18 protein-coding genes are annotated in these 21,466 nt (G+C 35.6%); 6 read left to right on the top strand and 12 right to left on the bottom strand.

Annotation, left to right across the window (positions count from 1 at the left end; translation table 11 throughout):
- Nucleotides 1–16 precede the first annotated feature (16 nt).
- The 6 genes from D1013_RS14150 to D1013_RS14175 all read right to left on the bottom strand — a co-directional run bounded on the left by D1013_RS14150 (nucleotide 17) and on the right by D1013_RS14175 (nucleotide 6,764).
- On the bottom strand, nucleotides 17–1,300 hold the full coding sequence (locus D1013_RS14150) for an oligosaccharide flippase family protein (RefSeq protein WP_121849454.1): 1,284 nt from the start codon (nucleotides 1,298–1,300) through the stop codon (nucleotides 17–19).
- Nucleotides 1,297–1,836, bottom strand: coding sequence for a serine O-acetyltransferase (locus tag D1013_RS14155; protein WP_121849455.1), 540 nt, complete (start codon nucleotides 1,834–1,836; stop codon nucleotides 1,297–1,299). Before D1013_RS14155 ends, D1013_RS14150 begins: the two co-directional genes overlap by 4 nt.
- 7 nt (nucleotides 1,837–1,843) lie before the next feature.
- On the bottom strand, nucleotides 1,844–3,088 hold the full coding sequence (locus D1013_RS14160) for a UDP-N-acetylglucosamine 1-carboxyvinyltransferase (RefSeq protein ID WP_121849456.1): 1,245 nt from the start codon (nucleotides 3,086–3,088) through the stop codon (nucleotides 1,844–1,846).
- A 105-nt stretch (nucleotides 3,089–3,193) separates the two neighbouring features.
- The gene (locus D1013_RS14165; protein WP_121849457.1) at nucleotides 3,194–4,306 is read right to left on the bottom strand and encodes a glycosyltransferase; all 1,113 of its coding nucleotides are present in this window, start codon (nucleotides 4,304–4,306) and stop codon (nucleotides 3,194–3,196) included.
- Between the two features lie 41 nt (nucleotides 4,307–4,347).
- On the bottom strand, nucleotides 4,348–5,478 hold the full coding sequence (locus D1013_RS14170) for a glycosyltransferase family 4 protein (protein WP_121849458.1): 1,131 nt from the start codon (nucleotides 5,476–5,478) through the stop codon (nucleotides 4,348–4,350).
- 104 nt (nucleotides 5,479–5,582) lie between these two features.
- On the bottom strand, nucleotides 5,583–6,764 hold the full coding sequence (locus D1013_RS14175) for an O-antigen ligase family protein (protein WP_121849459.1): 1,182 nt from the start codon (nucleotides 6,762–6,764) through the stop codon (nucleotides 5,583–5,585).
- Nucleotides 6,765–7,099: 335 nt separating this feature from the next.
- On the opposite strand from D1013_RS14175, the gene D1013_RS14180 reads away from it, so the two are divergent.
- The 6 genes from D1013_RS14180 to D1013_RS14205 all read left to right on the top strand — a co-directional run bounded on the left by D1013_RS14180 (nucleotide 7,100) and on the right by D1013_RS14205 (nucleotide 14,118).
- Nucleotides 7,100–8,302, top strand: a complete 1,203-nt coding sequence (locus D1013_RS14180) for a glycosyltransferase family 4 protein (protein WP_121849460.1) — start codon at nucleotides 7,100–7,102, stop codon at nucleotides 8,300–8,302.
- 172 nt (nucleotides 8,303–8,474) lie between these two features.
- Complete coding sequence (locus D1013_RS14185; RefSeq protein WP_121849461.1) at nucleotides 8,475–9,080, top strand: sugar transferase; 606 nt, start codon at nucleotides 8,475–8,477, stop codon at nucleotides 9,078–9,080.
- A 5-nt stretch (nucleotides 9,081–9,085) separates the two neighbouring features.
- Nucleotides 9,086–10,108 carry a glycosyltransferase gene (locus D1013_RS14190; protein ID WP_121849462.1) on the top strand — a complete coding sequence of 341 codons (1,023 nt, stop codon included), beginning with the start codon at nucleotides 9,086–9,088 and terminating at the stop codon, nucleotides 10,106–10,108.
- Entirely contained in the window at nucleotides 10,105–11,073 is a 969-nt protein-coding gene (locus D1013_RS14195) for an ATP-grasp domain-containing protein (RefSeq protein ID WP_121849463.1), read from the top strand. Before D1013_RS14190 ends, D1013_RS14195 begins: the two co-directional genes overlap by 4 nt.
- Nucleotides 11,057–11,713 carry an HAD family hydrolase gene (locus D1013_RS14200; RefSeq protein WP_121849464.1) on the top strand — a complete coding sequence of 219 codons (657 nt, stop codon included), beginning with the start codon at nucleotides 11,057–11,059 and terminating at the stop codon, nucleotides 11,711–11,713. The genes D1013_RS14195 and D1013_RS14200 overlap by 17 nt, the downstream gene beginning before the upstream one ends.
- 362 nt (nucleotides 11,714–12,075) lie before the next feature.
- Nucleotides 12,076–14,118 (top strand): HAD-IA family hydrolase, encoded by a 2,043-nt coding sequence (locus D1013_RS14205; RefSeq protein WP_121849465.1) that lies wholly within the window; start codon nucleotides 12,076–12,078, stop codon nucleotides 14,116–14,118.
- A gap of 9 nt (nucleotides 14,119–14,127) precedes the next feature.
- On the opposite strand, the gene D1013_RS14210 is transcribed toward D1013_RS14205, so the two are convergent.
- The 6 genes from D1013_RS14210 to D1013_RS14235 form a co-directional block, all read right to left on the bottom strand.
- A complete protein-coding gene (locus tag D1013_RS14210; protein ID WP_121849466.1) occupies nucleotides 14,128–15,312 on the bottom strand; it encodes an OmpA family protein in 1,185 nt (394 codons plus the stop codon).
- A 121-nt stretch (nucleotides 15,313–15,433) separates the two neighbouring features.
- A complete protein-coding gene (locus D1013_RS14215; RefSeq protein WP_162987916.1) occupies nucleotides 15,434–15,907 on the bottom strand; it encodes a hypothetical protein in 474 nt (157 codons plus the stop codon).
- On the bottom strand, nucleotides 15,888–17,033 hold the full coding sequence (gene bshA, locus D1013_RS14220) for an N-acetyl-alpha-D-glucosaminyl L-malate synthase BshA (RefSeq protein WP_121849468.1): 1,146 nt from the start codon (nucleotides 17,031–17,033) through the stop codon (nucleotides 15,888–15,890). The genes D1013_RS14215 and bshA overlap by 20 nt, the downstream gene beginning before the upstream one ends.
- 94 nt (nucleotides 17,034–17,127) lie before the next feature.
- The gene (locus D1013_RS14225) at nucleotides 17,128–20,040 is read right to left on the bottom strand and encodes a serine hydrolase domain-containing protein (RefSeq protein ID WP_121849469.1); all 2,913 of its coding nucleotides are present in this window, start codon (nucleotides 20,038–20,040) and stop codon (nucleotides 17,128–17,130) included.
- Nucleotides 20,041–20,142: 102 nt separating this feature from the next.
- Nucleotides 20,143–20,625, bottom strand: coding sequence for an ABC transporter ATPase (locus tag D1013_RS14230; protein ID WP_121849470.1), 483 nt, complete (start codon nucleotides 20,623–20,625; stop codon nucleotides 20,143–20,145).
- Between the two features lie 48 nt (nucleotides 20,626–20,673).
- The gene (locus D1013_RS14235; protein WP_121849471.1) at nucleotides 20,674–21,465 is read right to left on the bottom strand and encodes a (Fe-S)-binding protein; all 792 of its coding nucleotides are present in this window, start codon (nucleotides 21,463–21,465) and stop codon (nucleotides 20,674–20,676) included.
- Nucleotide 21,466: the final 1 nt, after the last annotated feature.

Consider the following 21,466-nt stretch of genomic DNA (forward strand, 5'->3'; position numbering starts at 1 on the left):
AAGCTAAAGCATTACGCTATCGTTTAATTAATTTAAGTATAGGGCTAAAATCACTTTTTTTATAACTCAGAATTACCTTTATACTAATATTGACCTCTTTACTGTAAAAATGCAGAAAAAGTAAAGCCGCAACACTATAACTGATAGTAGATGCAATAGAAGCTCCATTAGCCCCATAATCAGGAATTAATAAAATGTTGAGGACCACATTTAAAACAAGAGCTGGCGCCATAGCTTTTAAAGCCACCCAAGGTTTTCCTTTTCCCGCCAAATCCATATTCATAACTTTGAAAAAAGTAAGTAGAAGAACCCCGGGGAGTAATAAATTCAATACAGAAATACTTTTCTCAAACTCCACTCCAAAGAGACTAACTATTAATAGTTCTGAAAAACAAAAAAGTACGATTGAGCCTAAACCAATAGCAATTAAAGACAATCTTAGAAGCTGGGTTATTTTTAAAGAAAATTTCTCATCGTTCTTAGAAACTGCACTTCGAGCAAAAACTATTGTACTAAGCAGCATTGGAATTTGCCAAAGATATTGGGTTATTGCTGAGCCCTTAGAATAAATACCTGTCTCAAAAGCGTTACTTAGCGAATCCAATAAAATTATATCTACTTTATAGTTCAAATTTATTATTAGAAGAGAGAAAGCATAAATTAATCCTAAACCAAGCATTTGCTTGATGACCGACCATTCAAATCTTGAAGAAAATGATTTCAAAAAATCATTTTTAAACAGTAAAAACAAAGAAATAAATAAAGGGCCACCAATCATTGCAATCAAATAACCGGCTATTCCCAATTCTAAAAATATAACTAGTAGAGTTGTAAGCAGTAGCAAAATTAAGGTAGGTACCCAGTTAATTTTGTTGAAAGTTCCTATCTCATTCTTTCCCAGAAAAATACCGCTATTGTAAGTTGCGAATAAAGAAAAAGGAACAGGTATTAAGGCAAGTAAAATAAGAAATAAATTATCCCCTGCTTTACTTAAATACCTTATTAAAATAAAACAAATTAAAACACTTAAAATTGAAGTAAAAAACCATATTTGCGTTATGGCAGTCTTAATCCTCTCCTCCTCGAATAATTTCTTACCCAAAAAGTATGCTGTTGATTGTCTTATACCTAAAGATCCTATACTCATGAATAAAGATGGGTAGACCATGAGCGTCGCTATCACTCCGTTATTTTCCGGTCCTAAAAATCGAGCTGTAATAATTGAGGTCGCTAAACCGAACAATATCATCAAAACCTTCGAAATTCCTACTCGAATTAAATCAGATATGAATGATCTCATTTATTTTTTTCTATTATCCTACATGGAATACCGACAGCGACACTATTGGGGGGAACGTCAATATTTACTACAGAATTAGCTCCTATAACGGCATTTTCTCCGATGGTTATCCCACCGATAATTTTTGCCCCGCTGTAAATTCGTGCGCCTTTTCTTATAACAGGATAAGAATTCTGTAATTTTTGTTTACCATGACTCCCAAAAGTAACTTGTTGAAATATAGAAACATGATCCTCTACAATTACTCCATCACCAATAACAATACCTATTGGATGTGGCATAGCAACTTTCTTGCCTATTACTGCGTTATATGAAATATCACAACCCCTTTTTACAATTAGCCGCCTCTTGTAATAAGCAGCTAAATGATTCGAAAAAAGAATATTGCTTTGAGAGAAGAACTTACCTATCCTATGGTTCAGTAAAACCCTAAATCTTGGACTATAAAAATAATTTAAAATGAATACTTTAAAGCTGATGTTTTCTTCCCTGAAATCATTTTTAATTTTCGAAACCGTATCCCTTAACAGACTCATTTTATATTTAAATTATCACGCCAAGCCCCTTAAGCTTTCCTGCCAAATTTTCGTAGCCACGACCTATTTGCCATGCGTTTTGAATAATGGTCTCCCCATCTGCTGTTAATCCTGCCAACAATAAAGATATTCCAGCACGTAAGTCTAGAGCAGTGACCTTCGCACCACTTAATGGGATTCCTCCTTTGATTTTTAAAAGGTCACCTATAACCTCAAATTGCATTCCCATTTTTGATAATTCTTCTGCGTAACCATATCTTCCGGGAAAACGTAAATCCACAATTTTTGAGATTCCGTTAGACATTGCTCCATAAACAGCAAAAAGAGGCTGCATGTCAGAATTTATACCTGGATATGGTCCGGTGCTTATTTCAATAGGAAATGCTTCTCCTCCTTTGACTATTAAACTTGATTCTCCTCTAAAAAACTTCATACCACTTTCTCTTAAATAAATAAGAGGAACTTCTAAATGTTCAAAAGGAAAATTCCTTATTTCAACCTCACCTTTGGTTATTACCGCCCCAATTGCCCAAGTCAATGCCTCTATATTATCCGGAACCACATTATGTCTTACACCACTCAACATATCGACTCCATCAACAACAATACATTTCTGTCCAAAAACCGTAATTTTAGCCCCCATTTTATTGAGCATATCAATTAGATCCATAATTTCTGGTCTTATATGAGGATTCCAAATTGTTGTTACACCTTTAGCCAAAGTTGAGCAAAGTATTGCATTTTCTGTGGCTCCCGTAGACCTAATAGGCAAATGTATATCCGCTGCTTTCAGACCCTCTTTGGCCTCCGCGCATAAATAATCACCTTCTTCCCAAACTTTAGCACCTAATTTCTCTAATAGCATAACGTGCAAGTCATACTTTCTTTCTCCCAGTTTACAACCTCCGGGTAAAGGTACTTTACCTTCGCCATATCTTGCTGTCAAAGACCCCAAAATCAGCAGAGTATTTCGAATAGATCGTCCTTCCCAATCTAAAACAGTACTATTATTTCCATTTTCACTTATATGTATAGTATCATGGTGAGTATTACAAACTTTACCAAGAACTTTAAGCATTTCAACATGCACCTCTATATCAAGTAAACCATTAGGAAAATTACCTAAGAGAACAGGTTCTGATGTCAATAATGAAGCGGCTAACAACCTTAAAGAGCTGTTTTTAGCTCCGCTCACCTCTACAATTCCCTCTAATTTTCCTTTTGTGATGACTAGATTTTTGTCATTATCCATATTATTTTTTTTAAGGTGATTACACCATTGCTACAGTTAAATTCTAAAGATTGACATGATGTCGCTAAGCGTATAAATTCAATCTTGAAATTATTATTAATATTATTAAACAGAGTATACCAACTCTGTCTTTCTACCTATATTAGACCAGTCATAGTATTTGAACAACCTTGTCCAAACAGACTCATCTGGATAATTGTCCTTCTCGTCTATAGCCCTTAGAATTGCTCTGCCTAAACTGTCAGAGTTAACCTTGTCTAAAACATAACCTATTTCTCCAATCTCGAAGGGCTCGGTCAAACCTCCTACATTAGACACAATCACCCTCTTTTTTTCTCCGATTGCGGTTAACAAAATACCACTTTGAGATATCTTTGTATAAGGCATTAAAATAAAATCTGACATCCTTACGCAAGCTAGAAATTCGTGAGATGATAAAAATCTGTTAATTACAATTGCGTTGTTTACTCCTTTTAATTCTAGTAGTTTTTCATTTTTACCGCTACCAGCTATCAATAAGACAACGTCATCTCTATTGATTAATTCTTTCTTTTTCCAAGTATTTATAATTATATCTATTCCTTTATAACTGCTGATACTACCTAAACTAGAAAAAACAGTCTTATTATTCAGTCCATATAAATCGTTGAACATCTTTGCTGACTCTAATACCCTGTTATTCTCAGTTTGGTCAAGCACATCAAGTATACCATGCGGTACAACATGAATTTTGTTAGTAGGAACTTCAAAAAGGTCAACTAAATCATTTTTAGTCTCATTAGTATGAACTATTAACCTATCGACTTTATGATAGATTTTTTTATAAATACTCCTGTATTTGTTACCCGAACCATGAGGTAATATATTATGAGCGGTTAAAATTATTTCACTTTTCTTTGAAATCATCTTCAACAAGAGAAAATCTAGATGTGGGATTTTAAGCCATTGAAAGTGAATTGCCCTAATTTTATCTTGATTTAATTTAATTTTTCTATATAAAAGAAATTGAGATTTCAGATAACTCAAAATTTTTAAAATTCCTTTTTTGCTTGAATAATGGTATATTTTATTTGTGTTAAGGTTTTTTTCTTCGTAATCATATTTCGAGCTACAAAAGTATTCAACTTGATAATTTTTTATATTTGAAATCAAAGAGTAATCATAAACTGAAAGGTTATTATAACTCATAGGATTTACATAATAAATATAATTCTTCATAATTCTTTATACCTCTAGGTAGACTTAGATTAATTTTGAATTTAAAGAATATTATCAGATATATAAGCCATGATTTTTCTTGCCCGTGTGGTAATATCAAATTTTCTGGAATATTCATAAGCCTCTGAACCCATATCAGTCAACTTTCTGTTATCACTTATTAAACTTTTTATAGCTTTATTTATTTCCTGAACATTCATGGGGTCTACTAATATTGAAGACTTATGGTCACACTGAAATTTAATCTCAGGAATGTCAGAAGAGATAATTGGTAAACCACAGGCCATAGCTTCAACTATGGCATTGCAAGAACCCTCATGTAGAGTGGGTAGAACAAAAATATCGGATGCAGATAAAAATTCATGAACGTCGTCTGTAGGAACTCTATTCTTGAAGAGGATTTTCTTATCATTCAATACTTGTGCTCCACTACCAATAAAAATGACTCGAACATCTGGCAAATCATTTAAGGCCTCTAAAACCCGTAAGGGTCCTTTGTCATGAACAAATCTTCCGACAAAAATGATAATTTTCTTATTTAAAGGAAAGCCCAACTTTTTCCTCATTTCAATTTTGTCTTTTCTAGCAAATTGATCAAAGTTCACAGCATTTGGACTCACCATGATTTTTGATTCATCAACTCCCACTTCAATTAAGTTTTGTTCAATTTGAGGCGATACTGCTATAAATCCATTAATTTTTGATATTAGCTCTTGATATTCTTTATCTGAATAATACTTCTTTCTTTTATTAATATTTTTAAGTTCTCCTTCTGCCACAACGATTGGCTTACCCATCTTTTTCAAAGCTTTAACAGCGATAATACCATTAACGAGAAAATGAGCATAAACTACATCGAATTGTATATTTTCTTCACGCACAACCTTTCTAACCGCCCTAACCATGAAAATCTCACCAATCAAGTGCGTGTTGAAATTCAGTATTTGCTTGTTGGAAGCTGATATTACATATGGCCTATAGACCGTTGCTAATTCGTCACCATAATCAACATTATTCTTTGTGTATTTAGATTTTTTCCAAATTGTTCGCGGGGCAATTACCGTGACCTCATGCCCAATTTTTACAAATTGCTGTATTAAATTATATACAAAAATTCCGTAAGTGGGGCTTTCAGTAGAAGGATAATTATTAGATACAACTAATACTTTCATATATATTAATTTAGGAATACTTTACGTTTCATATGATTTATGGATTTCAAAGTAGAAGAGCAATCTTAGAAGTTCTTCCTTTCTTTTAAGACGACTATTTTACTTCAAGTCGTATCACTGTGCCTAGACCCTAAATTTTTAAATGTCGACCCAATCAAAACTGCAAAGAAAAACCAAAAAAAGATTTTACTTATTGCACCACCAGTCTTACCCATATTAAATACTACTACTGCCAACATGACCATATAAACAACTTCTCCATTCTGCCTAAATTTCTGATACAAATTTTTACTAAGTCGCAAAATAAAAATCAAATAAAACAACAGCCCAAAAACGCCTGTAGTCATTAGAACATATAAAAAAACATTATGTGGGTCGATCAACCTTCCTGTATAACGAAGCATTTCGGGCAAAGCTCCTGCCAAGCCTACACCGAAAAATAAGTTATCCTCAATTATTAAGAGAGATGACTGCCATAAATCACTTCTTCCTGTATCCCCAGATTCAATTGTTCTTAAAATTCTTTCTTTAAAAACCGGATTAGATTTCATTATCATAGTCATAAATAGAACTGAAAAACTAATTCCTATTAGAAAGAAGATCATTTTCTTAAGAATATTGATCCTCATGAACAAAACAAGTAAAGCTAAACTTATAAAAACAGAAACAAGTGCCCCTCTCGAGCCACTCAATATTATAAGGTTAAGACAAGAAATGATTGCAACAGAATAGAGCAATAATTTTTTCCAATCGAATTTTTCAGTTATAAGACGCGAAACACAAATTAAAAAGGCAATTACAACTTTTACACCAATTGAATTTGGATTTTCACCAAATAATAGAAGACGCCCACCTTTGAAATCACTTCCTATTCCAATTAGAAAAAGAAAATATAGGAGGGAAATACTAACAACATAAGCATTCAGAGCTTTATCCACAAGTGTGCTATCTTCATAAAAATGACTAACCATCAAAGTCATCAATATAATTAACGTAATAACTCGCTCATTATAAGCCCCTTCAATTGACTCAGCATAGGAGCTGTTCAAAGCTGTTGAAATAACACCAATAATTGTAAACAGTATTAAAGGAATTAAATACTGTCTTACAGATATAATACGAAAACTCTTTTTCAATCTCGGCAGCCATGAAATAATATAAATAACGCTAGCCATATAAGTCACTGATATCGATCCACCTAGTTGAAATGGGTCCCAATTCTCAAAAGTAACAGAGAAAACTAGAATAAAAAGGCAGTAATTATTTAACTTTTCAAAAATACTCACAGTTTAAAAAATTGACAATAATTAATATCTTTTGCTGTTATCATAAAGTAAATACAAATTAAGTTTCACCTGTTATTTTACTTGGCTTTCAACCAAAACCGACATATGTCCTAGAAGCAAAAGGCCAAAGCTACTTCAAAGTTTCTTTTAAAAAAACAGAAGTATGACAAACTGCAGAAAACTTCTTTATAAACGACTTAAATTTTTGCTTTTGTTCAATGGCTAGCTTAATTAAAACTTAAAAAGAATATTTAAATAAATCCTTTTTTTCCAATAGTTATTGTACTCAGAAAGACCACTATATTCGCACAATATTATAATAACGTCTACTAGATATGAAAATTCTATACCTACATCAATATTTTCACACGCCTTATCAACCAGGAAGTACGAGATCATATTGGATTGCTCAAGAACTGATTAAGCACGGTCATTCAGTTACTATGCTTACTATGAACAAAAAAATCGACTCTAAAGTAGAAAGAGTTGAAATTGATGGTATTGACGTAATATATCTTAATATCCAATATGATAGCGGTACAATGAATATAACGCAAAGGTTAAAAGCTTTTTTAAGTTTTGTTTTTAAATCAATACCAGTTGCCGCCCGAGAAAAGGATGTCGACCTTGTCATAGCGACTTCAACACCCCTAACTATTGGTATACCCGCTCTTTTTCTAAATTGGTTTAAGAGAAAACCTTTCCTTTTTGAAGTTAGAGACCTTTGGCCAGAAGTTCCAATACAAATGGGAGGATTAAAGAATAAATTTTTGATTCAGATGGCTCTTTTTTTAGAAAAGACCATCTATAAAAATGCTAAACATATTGTTGCACTATCTCCGGGAATGTATGATGGGGTGATTAAGAGAAGTATTTCACCCAAAAAGGTCACAATGATTCCGAACATGTCCAAAATATCTGAATTTTGGTCAAGAGAAAAAGACACAAAATTATTTAAGAGATTAGGTTTAAGACCTGATAGTTTCAAAGTGATATATTTTGGAGCCATGAATATCGCTAATGGAATGCATTATATCATTGATGGAATAGAATCACTTAAAAACAATGATGAATTTGAATTCATCTTCTTGGGTAATGGTGCAACAAAATCCGAGATTGAAGAAAGGTGTAGAAAAAGCGGAATTAATAACGCAAAATTTCTGGGGAGTTTTCCAATGGAAGAGCTATCTGAAATTGTAAATCTCTGCGATGTATCCTTAATAACCTTCCAAAACCTACCCATATTGGCAACTAATTCTCCAAACAAATTATTTGATTCTTTATCAGCTGGAAAAACAATTATAGTAAACTCTGCAGGGTGGACCAAAACTCTGGTTGAAGAACATAATTGCGGTTTTTACGTATCGCCAGAGCATCCGGAAGAATTGGCTGAACAACTATTATTCTTAAAGAACAACCCTATAATTCTAGAGCAGATGGGAAAAAATTCAAGAACCCTTGCTGAAACAGTTTACGATAAAAGTATACTCTGTGATAAATTCGCAAATTTAGTCGATAAATTGTTGAAAGAAGCATAATTAATGTCCCTTGTCAAGTTCAAAACTTTTAATGCCTTCTCTCTAGGCACTTTAGCCATAATCTATATTTTGACTTAATTTTGTCCAAAATACTTGAACTTAATCTAAGTAGAGAGTCTATTCGAAATATTTATGTTTATTTTGCCTCTACTTATGAAACAGAAATAAAAGTATGTACCGACACTTTCTTAAGAGAGTTTTCGATTTTCTAATAGCTTTTTTTGCTTTGCTAATTGCTTCTCCAATTCTCGTCTTAGTAACACTTTTATTAAGTATTGCCAACAAGGGCAAGGTGTTTTTTATTCAGGAAAGACCCGGAAAAGATGAGCGTATTTTCAAGATTTGGAAATTTAAGACTATGAATGATAATCGGGATTCCGACGGAAATTTATTGTCTGACAAAGAACGTTTGACCAATGTGGGTAAATTTGTAAGAAAGACATCATTAGATGAGCTTCCCCAACTCTTCAATGTATTGAAAGGAGACATGAGCCTAATAGGCCCCCGACCACTTCTTGTCTCATATTTGCCCTTGTACAACGAAACCCAGAGAAGAAGACACGAAGTTAGACCCGGAATTACCGGATGGGCCCAGGTAAATGGAAGAAATGCTATTGCTTGGGAAAAAAAATTTGAATATGACGTATACTACGTTAATAATTACTCCTTTTTATTTGATTTGAGAATAATTCTTTTGACTATCCAGAAGGTTCTAAAAAGTGATGGTATTAATTCGACCACTAGCGCAACCATGGAGGTTTTCACTGGAACCAAATAACTATTATGAAATTAAGCATCATAATTCCGTGTTACAATATGGAGCTCTATCTACCGGAATGTGTAGATAGCTTGTTGGCACAAAATCTCGATTCGTCACAATACGAAGTTATTATCGTTAATGATGAATCTAAGGATAGAACCCTAGAAATAGCGAGGAAATATGAAAGCAACTATTCGAATGTAAAAGTTATTGACAAGAAGAATGCAGGGGTCGGTGCAGCTCGAAATTCAGGCTATGATCTGGCCCAAGGAGAATATATATACTTTCTAGACCCAGATGACTATCTGGCTCAAGACACCTTACCCGTTTTGCTTTCGAAAATGGATCAGCTCCAACTCGATATCTTAAGTTTTCGTACCAAATCGGTTTATGAAAAAAAATATCCTGTTTCCGAAAACCCTATAGACAATAATCACGTACAAATAAAGGTTACCGACGGTATTACATATATTGCCAACAAAAAATATCAAAATGAGATTTGGTGGTATCTGATAAGAAGAGATTTTATTAAATCGACCGGAATTAGATTCATAGAAGGAAAATGGATGGAAGATGCCATTTTAACCGCAGAACTTTTTTGCGAAGCGAAAAGAATGGCTCACATCGATTTAGATGTACACAGATATCGAATTTTGCCGACGTCGGCAATGCGAAATAAAAGTAGAGAGCATTATAATAAAGTAATATATGATAATGCTAATGCGGCTCACGTCTATCATTCGCTAATGGAGCGTTTGCCTAAAGACCATGAGTATGCTGACCTTTGTTTAAAGAGACTTAAAACCAGACAACAATCATTTGTTTTCTTTCTTTTGGTAAGATTAATGAAATCGGATATATCGGTGGCTGAAATACCCAAAATGCTTGACGGCTTTGAAAAAATAGATGCCTACCCCTTGAAAAGGTTTCTTGGTGAAGACTATCATGGTTTTAGTTATTCGTTTTTGGTTTTTATCTTTAACCGCAAGGCATTGATCAATCCATTTATAAAGATATTTAGGTCATTATATAACCTGAAAAAATGAATATTTTAATTTCATCGGCAGGAAGACGCGTTTCACTTGTAAGAGCTTTTCAAAAAGAGCTTAAGAAGTTATACCCGAACGGTAAGGTCTATGCTTCCGATGCCAACCCAATATTGTCGGGCGCATGCCAGATAGCTGATGGCTATTTTGAGGTTCCTTATTTGACAAATGACGATTACTTTGATGTTTTAATAAAGGAATGTAAAGAGCGTGATATTCAACTGATCATCCCGACTATCGATACCGAATTGCTTCCCCTTGCCCAACACAGAAAGAAACTGGAGGCAAACGGAATAGTACCATTGGTTGCTTCTGAGGATTTCGTGGCCAAGTGTAGAGACAAACGTCAGATTCACAAGTTTTTCGAATCTTATGGAGTAGGTATTGCGAAAGAATATGATAAAAGTAATTTCGAACTACCCATATTCATTAAGCCAATCGATGGTAGCAGAAGTGTTGATACGTATTTAATTCAAGATAGAAGTGAGTTGACCGACTATCACTTAGAAAACCCGAAACTAATGTTCCTGGAATATTTAGACCATGATACATACGACGAGTTTACCTGTGATATGTATTATTCGAAGGACCATAAACTAAAGTGTATTGTTCCAAGAAAACGTATTGAGGTTAGAGACGGGGAGGTTTATAAAGCACTTGCGGTATTCAATGAACTTGTACCTTACTTGAAAGATAAATTATCTACCGTAGAAGGTGCTGTGGGCTGCTTAACTGCCCAATTCTTTTTAAATTCTGATAATAACGATATCAGAGCCATTGAAATCAATCCTCGTTTTGGGGGTGGTTTTCCCCTATCCTATTTGGCCGGTGCTAATTACCCTAAGTGGATTATAGAAGAGTATGGAAAAAATAAGGAAATACCTGATTCTTTCGAATGTTGGGAGAAAGATTTATTAATGATCAGGTATGACGATGAAATCTTAGTTCATGGATATAAAGATTGATTCCAGCACTGTAATTGTCTTTGACCTCGACGACACCCTTTATAACGAACTATCATACTTAAAATCGGCCTATATAGAAATTGCCCAATCTTTGTCTCCAAAAAATTGGCAATCGCTCTACTCCAGAATGTTCTCATTATATAGAGACCAAAAAAATGTTTTTCTGTACTTAAGTGAAAACTGGCCAATTGAAAAGGCTAAATTAATTGAAAGTTACAGAAATCACTTTCCAAATATTACCCTGTTTGAAGGCGCAAGACAACTGCTTACTGACATAAAAGCAAAAGATGGCAAGTTAGCATTGATTACCGATGGAAGGAGCCTAACTCAAAGAAATAAGCTAAAAGCGCTACAAATAGAAGATTTGTTCGATGAAGTAATTATCTCGGAAGAAATTGGCTCTGAAAAACCGAACATAAACAATTATCTGGCCATTGAAAGACAATTTCCGAACTCATCGTATTGCTACATTGCCGATAATCTCAAAAAAGATTTTATCGTACCCAATGAAAGAGGATGGAATTCTATTGGATTGATAGATAATGGGATGAATATTCATTTTACTTCCCACCAATATTTGAACGATTCAACATCTCCAAAAGGTCTTATAGTCAGTCTAAAGGAAATTACAATAGCTTAAAACTTGGTCTTTGTCAAAATCTTAGCCAAAGAAAAATACTCGCAATTTTAATTCAGACCGTTCATCGAAGAAATAATCTACAAAAAAGTAGAAAGAGTGTAGTTTATCGAAATTTTTCCTAATATTTTCCTAAAACACGTCCAAAGAGTGTATTTCATCGTAGATATTTGCACTTAAACCCCGTAAAAGAGTTCGCGTGTACACTAATGAAAATCCCTCGAAAAGGTCTAGCCTAAAATCATGGTTTGATGATTTAAAGGAAGATATTCTAGTATTCCTTTATCACAAGCATCCTGTTTTCTTTCTACTTTTTATAAAGTAGTAGTTGTTCACTTTCAGCACTATACTTTAGTTACCCCACCTTGAACACTATTGAAAAAAACATCAGAAATACTGGAAAGCGTGTCATTTTTACCGATTTCTATGATACTCTTGTTCACCGCAAAGTACACCCGAATTACACACTGCGTATCTGGGCCAAAATCCTAACTCGTGAACTTGGTCTTGAAATAAACCCGGAACTTCTCTTTCAGATTAGAAGAGACTCTTTACACTACGTTTCAAAAAGAGAGAATAAAAACTCTTTAGAGCTGGAATACAATTTCGTCGTAGAGGAGGTTTATAAAAGGTTATTTAACAATAATTTACTAAGAAAGATTGATTATACAGTTTTTTATGAATTATACAAAAAAGCAGATATTCTTTCTGAGATAACAGTTCAATTTAAGAATGAACAACTCATTCAAGCTTTATATAACCTAAAAAACGAAGGTTATAAAATTTATCTAATTTCTGACTTCTATCTTTCAAAAGAAATCATTGCTGAAATAATTCAGCAACATCAATTTGCTGACTTATTCGAAGATTTATTCGTATCCAGTTCAGAATCTAGCTGTAAGGAAAACGGCTCTCTATATTCTTATGTGCTTAACCAATTAAATATTGACCCTGAACAGGTTGTTATGATTGGTGACAATAAAAAAAGTGATTATGACAATGCCCTTGCTAAGAATATTGCGTCCATTCACCTTAAGCATACCTTCCATAAATTAAGAAACAAAAAAGGCCTTTTCGGCAACGATTTTGACGAATTTGCAAATGCTTGCCAAGGCGTCGAAAGAAAATGCACCAAAAGCAAGTTTGTTTTTAGTGAGTATATTCTTCATTTTTATTTCTTTACAGAAAGACTGTATCTTCAAGCAAGAAAGCAGAACATCAACAATCTGTTTTTTTTGGCACGGGAGGGACATTTTCTAAAGCAGCTCTTTGATCAATATCAAGAGATGAATGGGTTTGAAAAAGAAAACAGAATAAAAACTCATTATTTAAAAGCCTCTAGACAATCTGCGACGCAACTGGCTCTTCAACCTCTTAAGGACGAAAAATTCGCGTCTTTGATGAAGAAATTTGGGTCAATGTCCTTCAATGATTTTCTAGACTGGTTTCCTTTTTCCGATCAGACCAAAAATCAAATCAAAAATGAAATTGCTATTCCTCAAGACGAAGTCCACGCTCGTTTTTTTGAATCAGAGGCTTTAGATTTACTGAAGTCTAATCCTACTTTTACAAATGCCTATGAAGACAGTAGGTTATATCAAAGAGAAGCCTTTATAAACTATGTTGATTCGTTTGAAGTCGATATAAATTCGGAAGGCTTACATTTGGTAGATGTAGGATGGGGCGGAACAATGCAAGAGGCTTTATTCAATCATTTTGAGCAAAAAATACCGGTTACCGGCTTCTATCTAGGTCTTAAGGAAATTTACAACATTCAAAAAGGAACTAAACGCTACGGACTTAACTTCTCAATATATCCGAACAAAACATTTTCTGACGATATACTAATGGCCAATGGTCAACTGTACGAGCAACTATTGGCAGCCCCACATGGCAGTACTCTTTATTATAACAAAAATGCAGAATCGCCTACCGTAGAATTTCACGATGAAAATGAGAAATTCGTTTACGAAGAATATGTAGGTCCAATACAGGAGTTCATGCTTGAAAAATTTCAAGAACTATTTAAAGTTCTTAGGCCAATCGATTATGACCAGGAAATGGCTCAAGATTATATGACCGATATGGCCTTGAGAATCGGTATTTTTTCAACTAAAAAGCGTATTAAATTTGTTCGTCAAATTTCGAAAGGTTTTTACCAAAATGTGGGAGCCAACAAAGTAGGAATCACTTATGACCCTACACAGCTAAAAACCTCTAAGACCACCCTTTTTAAAAGATTTATCACCTCACCCGAAAAGGTTTTCCGGTATATAGTTAAACTAAAACCATTTCTTTATAGCAAAGGCCTATACTGGGCCTCCAAACCTATTGACCTGATATATTACTATATAAAAGTAAACCTTTGGGCCAAGAAAAAATGGTTGAGTAAAGGGTTGATACCCTAATTTGTCAAATTAAAATTTGATAATTGTAAACTCTGAACGCCTATTCAATTGATGTTTGGCCTCACTACAATAAGTATGGTCGTCACATTCATTGACCAAATTCTCCTCCCCATAAGCAGCTCCTTTCAGTCTGCTTTCACTAACTCCCATTTTTACTAGGTATTCAATCGTTCTATCGACCCTTCTCTCAGAGAGCCATTTATTATATTTTGCAGTTCCTCTAGAATCTGCATACGAAGAAACTGAAAGCTCTAACTGCATATTTTCTTTCATTATCTGGGCTAGACCATCAAGTACCTTTTTCGCTTCTGTAGATAAATAAGACGAATTCAAGTTGAAGTAAGCATTGCCCAAACCGTCTATTTTACTTCGAATAGCATCTTTTCTTTGCTTTTCCAAAGCCTTGGCCTCTTCTTCCGCCCTTTTCTCCGCTAAAGCCTTCTCCCTTGCCAGTTGATCCGCCAGAGCTTTAGCTTTCTCTTTCTCAACTTCATCGATTGAATCTCTTTGCTTTTGCAGTTCTTCTTCAAGTGCCAACATGCGTTCTAGCTTATCTTTTTCTTCATTAGTCAGTTCTTTCTCGATTCCAAATCGATAAACGACCCCGACCCCATGCTGAAGATGGTTAGTCGCATTGTCATTGCTAATTCTCCATTTACCTGTAGAGTTAAAATCTAATCCGAAGTTCTCGGTAATCCATGTTCTAAATCCAACAACTCCATTATAGGTACCCCTTCCCACATTATCGGCTTTTGTATAACCCAATCCCACACCAACATAAGGATCGAACCACGAGTCTTTTCCAAAAATGCGCATCAAATCATAGGTCAAGCGAGAATCTATGGCGTAATAATCCTTTTCTTCCTGATTAATTTCTCCTTCGATCAGTTTGCCCACTTGATATTTATTGTACGTACCAATAGCTTCCACTCCCAGGCCACTTTTAAAATATCTACCAATATTCAGTCTAGTAGGATAGGGCAAAAAATTCCATTGCGAATCAACCGCAAAAAGCTCATCGAACATATCGCCCGAATCGTCAACAGCATTGAAACCAAGGCCTACATGCCACGAACGCGCAATTAGACTATCTTTTGAAGTCAAGACCAAATCAGGGTTCTCTTCTTGTGAAAAAACGGTTTGGTAACCGGAAATATATAGGAGCAATAATACGAATAGCGTAATTCTTTTCATGTAATTAAGATTTGGGTGTTCTAACAACAAAATTAGGTATTGAAGCTACCTCATATGAATATATCTCTTGAACAACCAGATTATTCGACGTGCAACTAAATCAGCAGTAAGAAATACACTGTCAATCGGAATCAATTATAATCTTCTTATCTATTTCCGATATTCTATAGACTAAAAAAGGGCGTAATCCCGAAGTTGATGAGGATGCTTTATTTGGGTCCTTGGTTTTTAAATAGACTGTGTCTTCTGTAACCTGTTTAACCCGCAAACTACCTTTGTCAGACTCTTGCACATTAGGAAAATACACAAGAAGTGCATTCTTGCTAAAATCAATGTCTGGTAAAGGAATACCAGGTTTTCTTGTTTTATTGATTTTGGAATAGAACTTTTTAAGTGCTCCCGAATCTTTAATTACAAAATAATCCTCTTCAATAGAACCATCGTAATAATCGGATACTAAAAGTTCGATTAAGTTATCGGAATCTTCTTGCTCGGTTTGATTGTTCGTAGCACCATTCTTTTGCCCTTTACAAGAATGGATTAAGACTGGAATCAGTAGAATTGCGAGATATGCCTTAACTAAATGTCTTGTCAAACCTACTTTTATAAGCCTCTTCGTATAGATTTTCATATAAGGGAAGTACTTTAAGAATATCAAATCTTTCAGAAGATTTTCGGGCGTTTGTTTTGAATTTTTCCAAAACTTCATCATCCCCTAGTATTTTCAGGGCATTTGCCGCCATTCCTTCCACATCGCCTACATCATTCAAGTAACCGGTAATACCATCAAGATTAACTTCGGGTATACCGCCAGCATTACTAGATATAACCGGCACCTTATTGATCATCGCCTCCAATGCAGCCAAACCAAAACTTTCCGATTCCGATGGAAGAAGAAACAAATCGGAAAAACAAAGAATACGGTCTATCTCATTACTATTACCAAGAAAGATAACCTTGTCTGAAATACCCAAAGAATCACATAAACGCTCGGCTACTTCTTTTTGTGGCCCTTCGCCCACCATTATTAGCTTAGCGGGCATTTCTTTTTGAATACGATGAAAAACCTGAACCACATCAGGAATGCGTTTAACCTTTCTAAAATTACTTATATGCGTAATTATTTTCTCGTCATCATCGGCCATTAATGACCTTTGACAATCGGTAAATGAATTACTGTATTTTTTCTTATCAATGAAATTGGGCACTACCTGAATATCTTTCTCAATATTGAAAAACTCTAAAGTTCTTTCCTTTAAATTTTGAGAGACCGAGGTAACGACGTCAGATTGGTTAATGCTAAAGGTAACCGCTGGTTTATAAAACGGATGTTTCCCGACTAAAGTAATATCTGTTCCGTGCAGGGTTGTTATCATTGGAACATAGATACCTTCTTCCTCAAGCATTTTTTTAGCCATATAACCCGCATAAGCATGAGGAATGGCATAATGCACATGCAATAAATCTATGTTATGAAGTTTAATGGTATCAACTAACTTGCTAGAAAGCGCCAACTCGTAAGGCTGATAATGAAAAAGAGGATACTCAGGAACATGAACCTCGTGAAAATAGATATTATTATTTAAGAGGCTTAGTCTAACGGGCTGTCTATAAGTGACAAAATGTACTTCGTGACCTCTATCTGCCAAGGCGATGCCCAATTCTGTGGCTACAACACCACTACCCCCAAATGTCGGGTAACATACAATAGCTATTTTCATCCTTCAAATTTAACCAAAACTACTATCTATGTCGTTATGCCGCTTTCGTAATTTCAAAACGACATAGTTAAGATTTAGTTAACGCCTTCTAAAGCTACTGTACCATAGCATCATAAATAGCTTGCTGTATACGCGTACGAAGACCTGATTTTACTAATAGGGTATTAGATGCCGTAGGATAGGTTCGGTTTGAAAGAAAGACGTACACAAGCTCTTCGTCAGGGTCTGCCCATGTATACGTTCCTGTAAACCCACTATGACCAAAACTTTTTCTGGAAACACAGCCACAGGTAGGTCCCTTTTCTTCTAGTTGGGGCTTATCGAACCCTACCCCTCTTCTGACATTGTTATCACAGAAATAACAGGTATTGAACTTTTTTACCGTTCGGTTGTCTAAAAATCTAGTGCCGCCATAATAGCCACCCTGTAGGTACATTTGCATTATTTTGGCCACATCTTCAGCATTGCTAAAAAGGCCGGCATGACCTCCTACCCCACCTTGCATAGCTGCTCCCATATCGTGCACATAGCCCTGAACGGTTTCATAACGATAATATTTATCTTCTTCACTGGGTACAATACGCTCTTTAGAAAATTTTTCAAGGGGATTATAGCTGGTATTGAAGGCTCCTATCGGGGCATATAGAAAATCATTAACCAGCTTATCAAGTGGCTTACCTTTCTTATCCTCGATGTATTTTTTCATTACGTAATAAGCCACATCACTATAGCGGTACCGGTTAGATTTTAATTCTTGCCTGCCTATTCTATTATAAATAGAGTCTCGGTAGGCATCGGTCAAGTATAAATGGTCTGTCACTTTTATAGAATAGCCATCTACAGGGGCGGTTCGATAAAATTCATCGGATGGTTTCCTGTTCTTATCCAACGTGTCTACATAAAAAGCAATCCATGCAGGTAGTCTCCCGTAGTGCGAAAGCGCTTTTAGAACGGTAACATTTTTAAGTTCTGAATGAGCATATTCAGGTATCAGGTCTTGAAAAGTATCGTTTAGGGCAATATCACCGTCTTCCTCCATCTTCATAATCATTGGTAATGTTCCCAATATTTTGGTAATGGAAGCTAAATCATAAATATTATTCGATTTAATACTGTCCTTTGAATTATATGTAGGCTTGCCAAAGCCCTTGTTATATACAACTTTTCCTTTTCGGGCCACCAATACCTGCGCTCCTGGAAACATCAAAGAATCAAGTCCATCCTGTACCAAGTGGTCGATTTCCGCTAATTTATTCGGGTCGAAACCCACCCTTTCAGGAAAACTATACCCCAATCTTGATAGTGATTTTAGTTCTATCTTCGTGTTTACGGGAAATTCTTTATGAGCGCTTACTGGTAATTTTCCATTGGCCGAAATAGCACCGAAAATTACTTCGGCCGTTTTCTCTTGCGCCAGCGGGCTATTTTGGTAAGAAACAACTACACCATCTATATTATCAAAAGACGGGACATCTAATAAAGCATAAGGCTTTGCAAAAACGGATAAAATAAGGTTTGAACTTCGCATTGCGGCAATTTCCTTCAACCAGTTCAATTCTTTTTCGCTGAACTTATATGCTTTCCAAGGGCTTTCATTGCTTTTATGATGGCCCACGATTACCAAATTAAAATCTTCTAACTTCTTTTTTAAAGTATTGATATCGCCAGCATTGACTTGGGTTACGGTCGTGTATTTATTTAAGCTTTCAACGAACACATCGCTGTCGGAATCACCAAATTTAACATATGCTATTTTTTTGTTCTCCAATCTCTTGATTCCCATCAAAAAGAAATCGTTCTTGACCACCGTAATCGCATTCTCTATTGCCTCTTCGTATAATAAGTCATCTTCCCGCGAATTCAAATCATTATATAGGTTCTCAACCTGAACAGGTTGATATCGATTCAAACCCACTTTGTATTTGGCCATCAGAATCTTCTTGACCGAATATGCCAACCTTTCTTCTGAGATTCTTCCTTTTTTATAGGCTTTGGTCAACTTTTCTTTTGCCTTTTCAATTTCCGTAGGCATGAGTAAGATATCGTTACCGGCCATAAAAGCGGCCAGTTCGGCCTCTCCATCTTTTCTTGATTCAGTGACTCCTTTCATGTTGAGGGCATCGGTAAAAACCAACCCTTCAAAACACATTTCTTCCTTAAGAATTCCGGTAATCACCTGCTCCGAAAGTGATGAGGGCAACCCTTCTTGTAGTTCAAATGCAGGTACTTCTAAATGGGCCACCATTACACTACTAAGCCCCTCATCAATCAATCTTTGAAAAGGATAAAGTTCAAGACTATCTAAACGATTACGGCTAAAATTGATCAAAGGTAATGCGTGATGCGAATCAGTAGCTGTATCACCATGGCCAGGAAAATGTTTTCCACTTGAAAGAACTCCGGCACTCTCCATGCCTTTCATAAACGCAATTCCTTTCTCCGCGACGTTCTCTCTATCTTCACCGAACGATCGGTTACCTATGATGGGGTTTTTAGGATTGGTGTTAATATCTAAATCAGGCGCAAAATTGATGTGCACACCCAATCTTTTTGCATGCTCACCAATTCTTCGCCCGACATCGGCCACAATAGTATTGTCTTCTATAGCGCCCAATGTCATATTCCAAGGGAAAGCATACGTAGAATCCAAACGCATAGAAAGTCCCCATTCGGCATCCATGCCAATAAGCAAGGGCAATTTTGAGGCTTGTTGATATTCATTGGTCAGTCTGGCCTGTCTAACCGGTCCTCCGGTCGAAAAAATGACACCACCTATACCCTCTTCCTCAATCAACTTTTTAATTTGATCCGTACTCGACTTACCTTGATCAGAAGCGACCATCACCATAAACAACTGCCCCAACTTCTCATCTAAAGTCAAGGAATTATATTTGGCATCTACCCAATTCTTTTGGTCGAGGCTATCAGAAGTAACCAAGGGATTTTTCTGTGCAAACGCACCGTTCAAAACAAATAAAAGTATGGGGAAAAGTATGAAAAAACGCATAGTGAACAACTGGTCTATGGCAATAACTGAAAACTAAAAAAAATATTGCATTTCATCGAACAGATATAATGAAATCAATACTTAACAAATGGGAATTAAAATTTACATGAACCTAGAATGCCAACTTTCAGAGGCAGGCACCTCCCAAAACTCTTCATACTCTTGCTTGTTATTGACCAAGTTGTTAAAGACTACCGTATTTTTAGAAACTGCTTTCTGCTTTGCCATTTTTTTGAAATCGGCAAGAGGTTTATAAGCAATGAATTCGCCTTGTTTATAAGAGACGTTCATCTTATCCAATAAATCTACATTGTACTTTTGCTGTAGCTGTTGAATGAAATGAACTGAAGCATCAATCGAACAGCCGGAAGCCGAGCTTACGGATTGGTCTAAACCTAAAATAATGAATCGGTTGTATTTTATTTCGTAACCGGCGCGAAGCGAACTACCATGCGCCGTCCATTGTTCTACAAAGGCATCTAGCTCACTTCTTAACTCAGACATTTCTTCTTCAGAAAAAGGCCGGTTGGATTGATAAATCCAAACCCTTGAAGTTTCGGGCAAACTTTTGAACTCTACTAGCATATTTATTTTTAATCAAAAATTTAATCTCTCCATTCGTTCAATTGCTATCTATAAGTCTCCCGCTGAAGCCAATAGCTCAGCAATATCCATAACGGCAACCTTATCTTCCTTTTCCTTGTTCTTAACACCGTCTGTCATCATCGTATTACAGAAAGGGCAGGCTGCTGCAATTATTTCCGGGCTCGTATCTAGTGCCTGTTCGGTTCGCTCGATATTTACATCTTTATCGCCTTTTTCAGGCTCTTTAAACATTTGTGCACCACCGGCACCACAACAAAGACCTCGTTGCTTGCAACTTTTCATTTCTACCAGTTCGGCATCCAACTTACGAATGAGCTCTCTTGGAGCTTCGTAAACATCATTGGCCCGACCAAGGTAACAAGGGTCATGATATGTAATTCGTTTTCCTTTGAACTTACCACCTTCTAAAGAAATTCTATTATTGTTAAAAAGTTGTTTCAAAAATTGGGTATGGTGAACCACTTCATAAGTTCCTCCAAGACCAGGGTATTCGTTTTTAAGGGTGTTAAAGCAATGAGGGCAAGCGGTTACTATTTTTTTTATGCCATAGGCATTCATCACCTCTATATTGGTCATGGCCTGCATTTGAAACAGAAACTCGTTACCAGATCTTTTGGCCGGATCACCCGTACAACTCTCTTCAGTTCCTAAAACGGCAAAAGAGACATTGGCCTTGGCCAGAAGCTGTACAAAGGCCTTTGTTATTTTTTTGGCCCTATCGTCAAAACTACCAGCGCAACCTACCCAAAAAAGTACTTCAGGACTTTTTCCTTCAGCAAAAAGTTCGGCCATTGTAGGCACTTTTATATCATTTGCCATT

The sequence above is a fragment of the Euzebyella marina genome, assembly GCF_003687485.1.
GTDB lineage: Bacteria > Bacteroidota > Bacteroidia > Flavobacteriales > Flavobacteriaceae > Euzebyella > Euzebyella marina.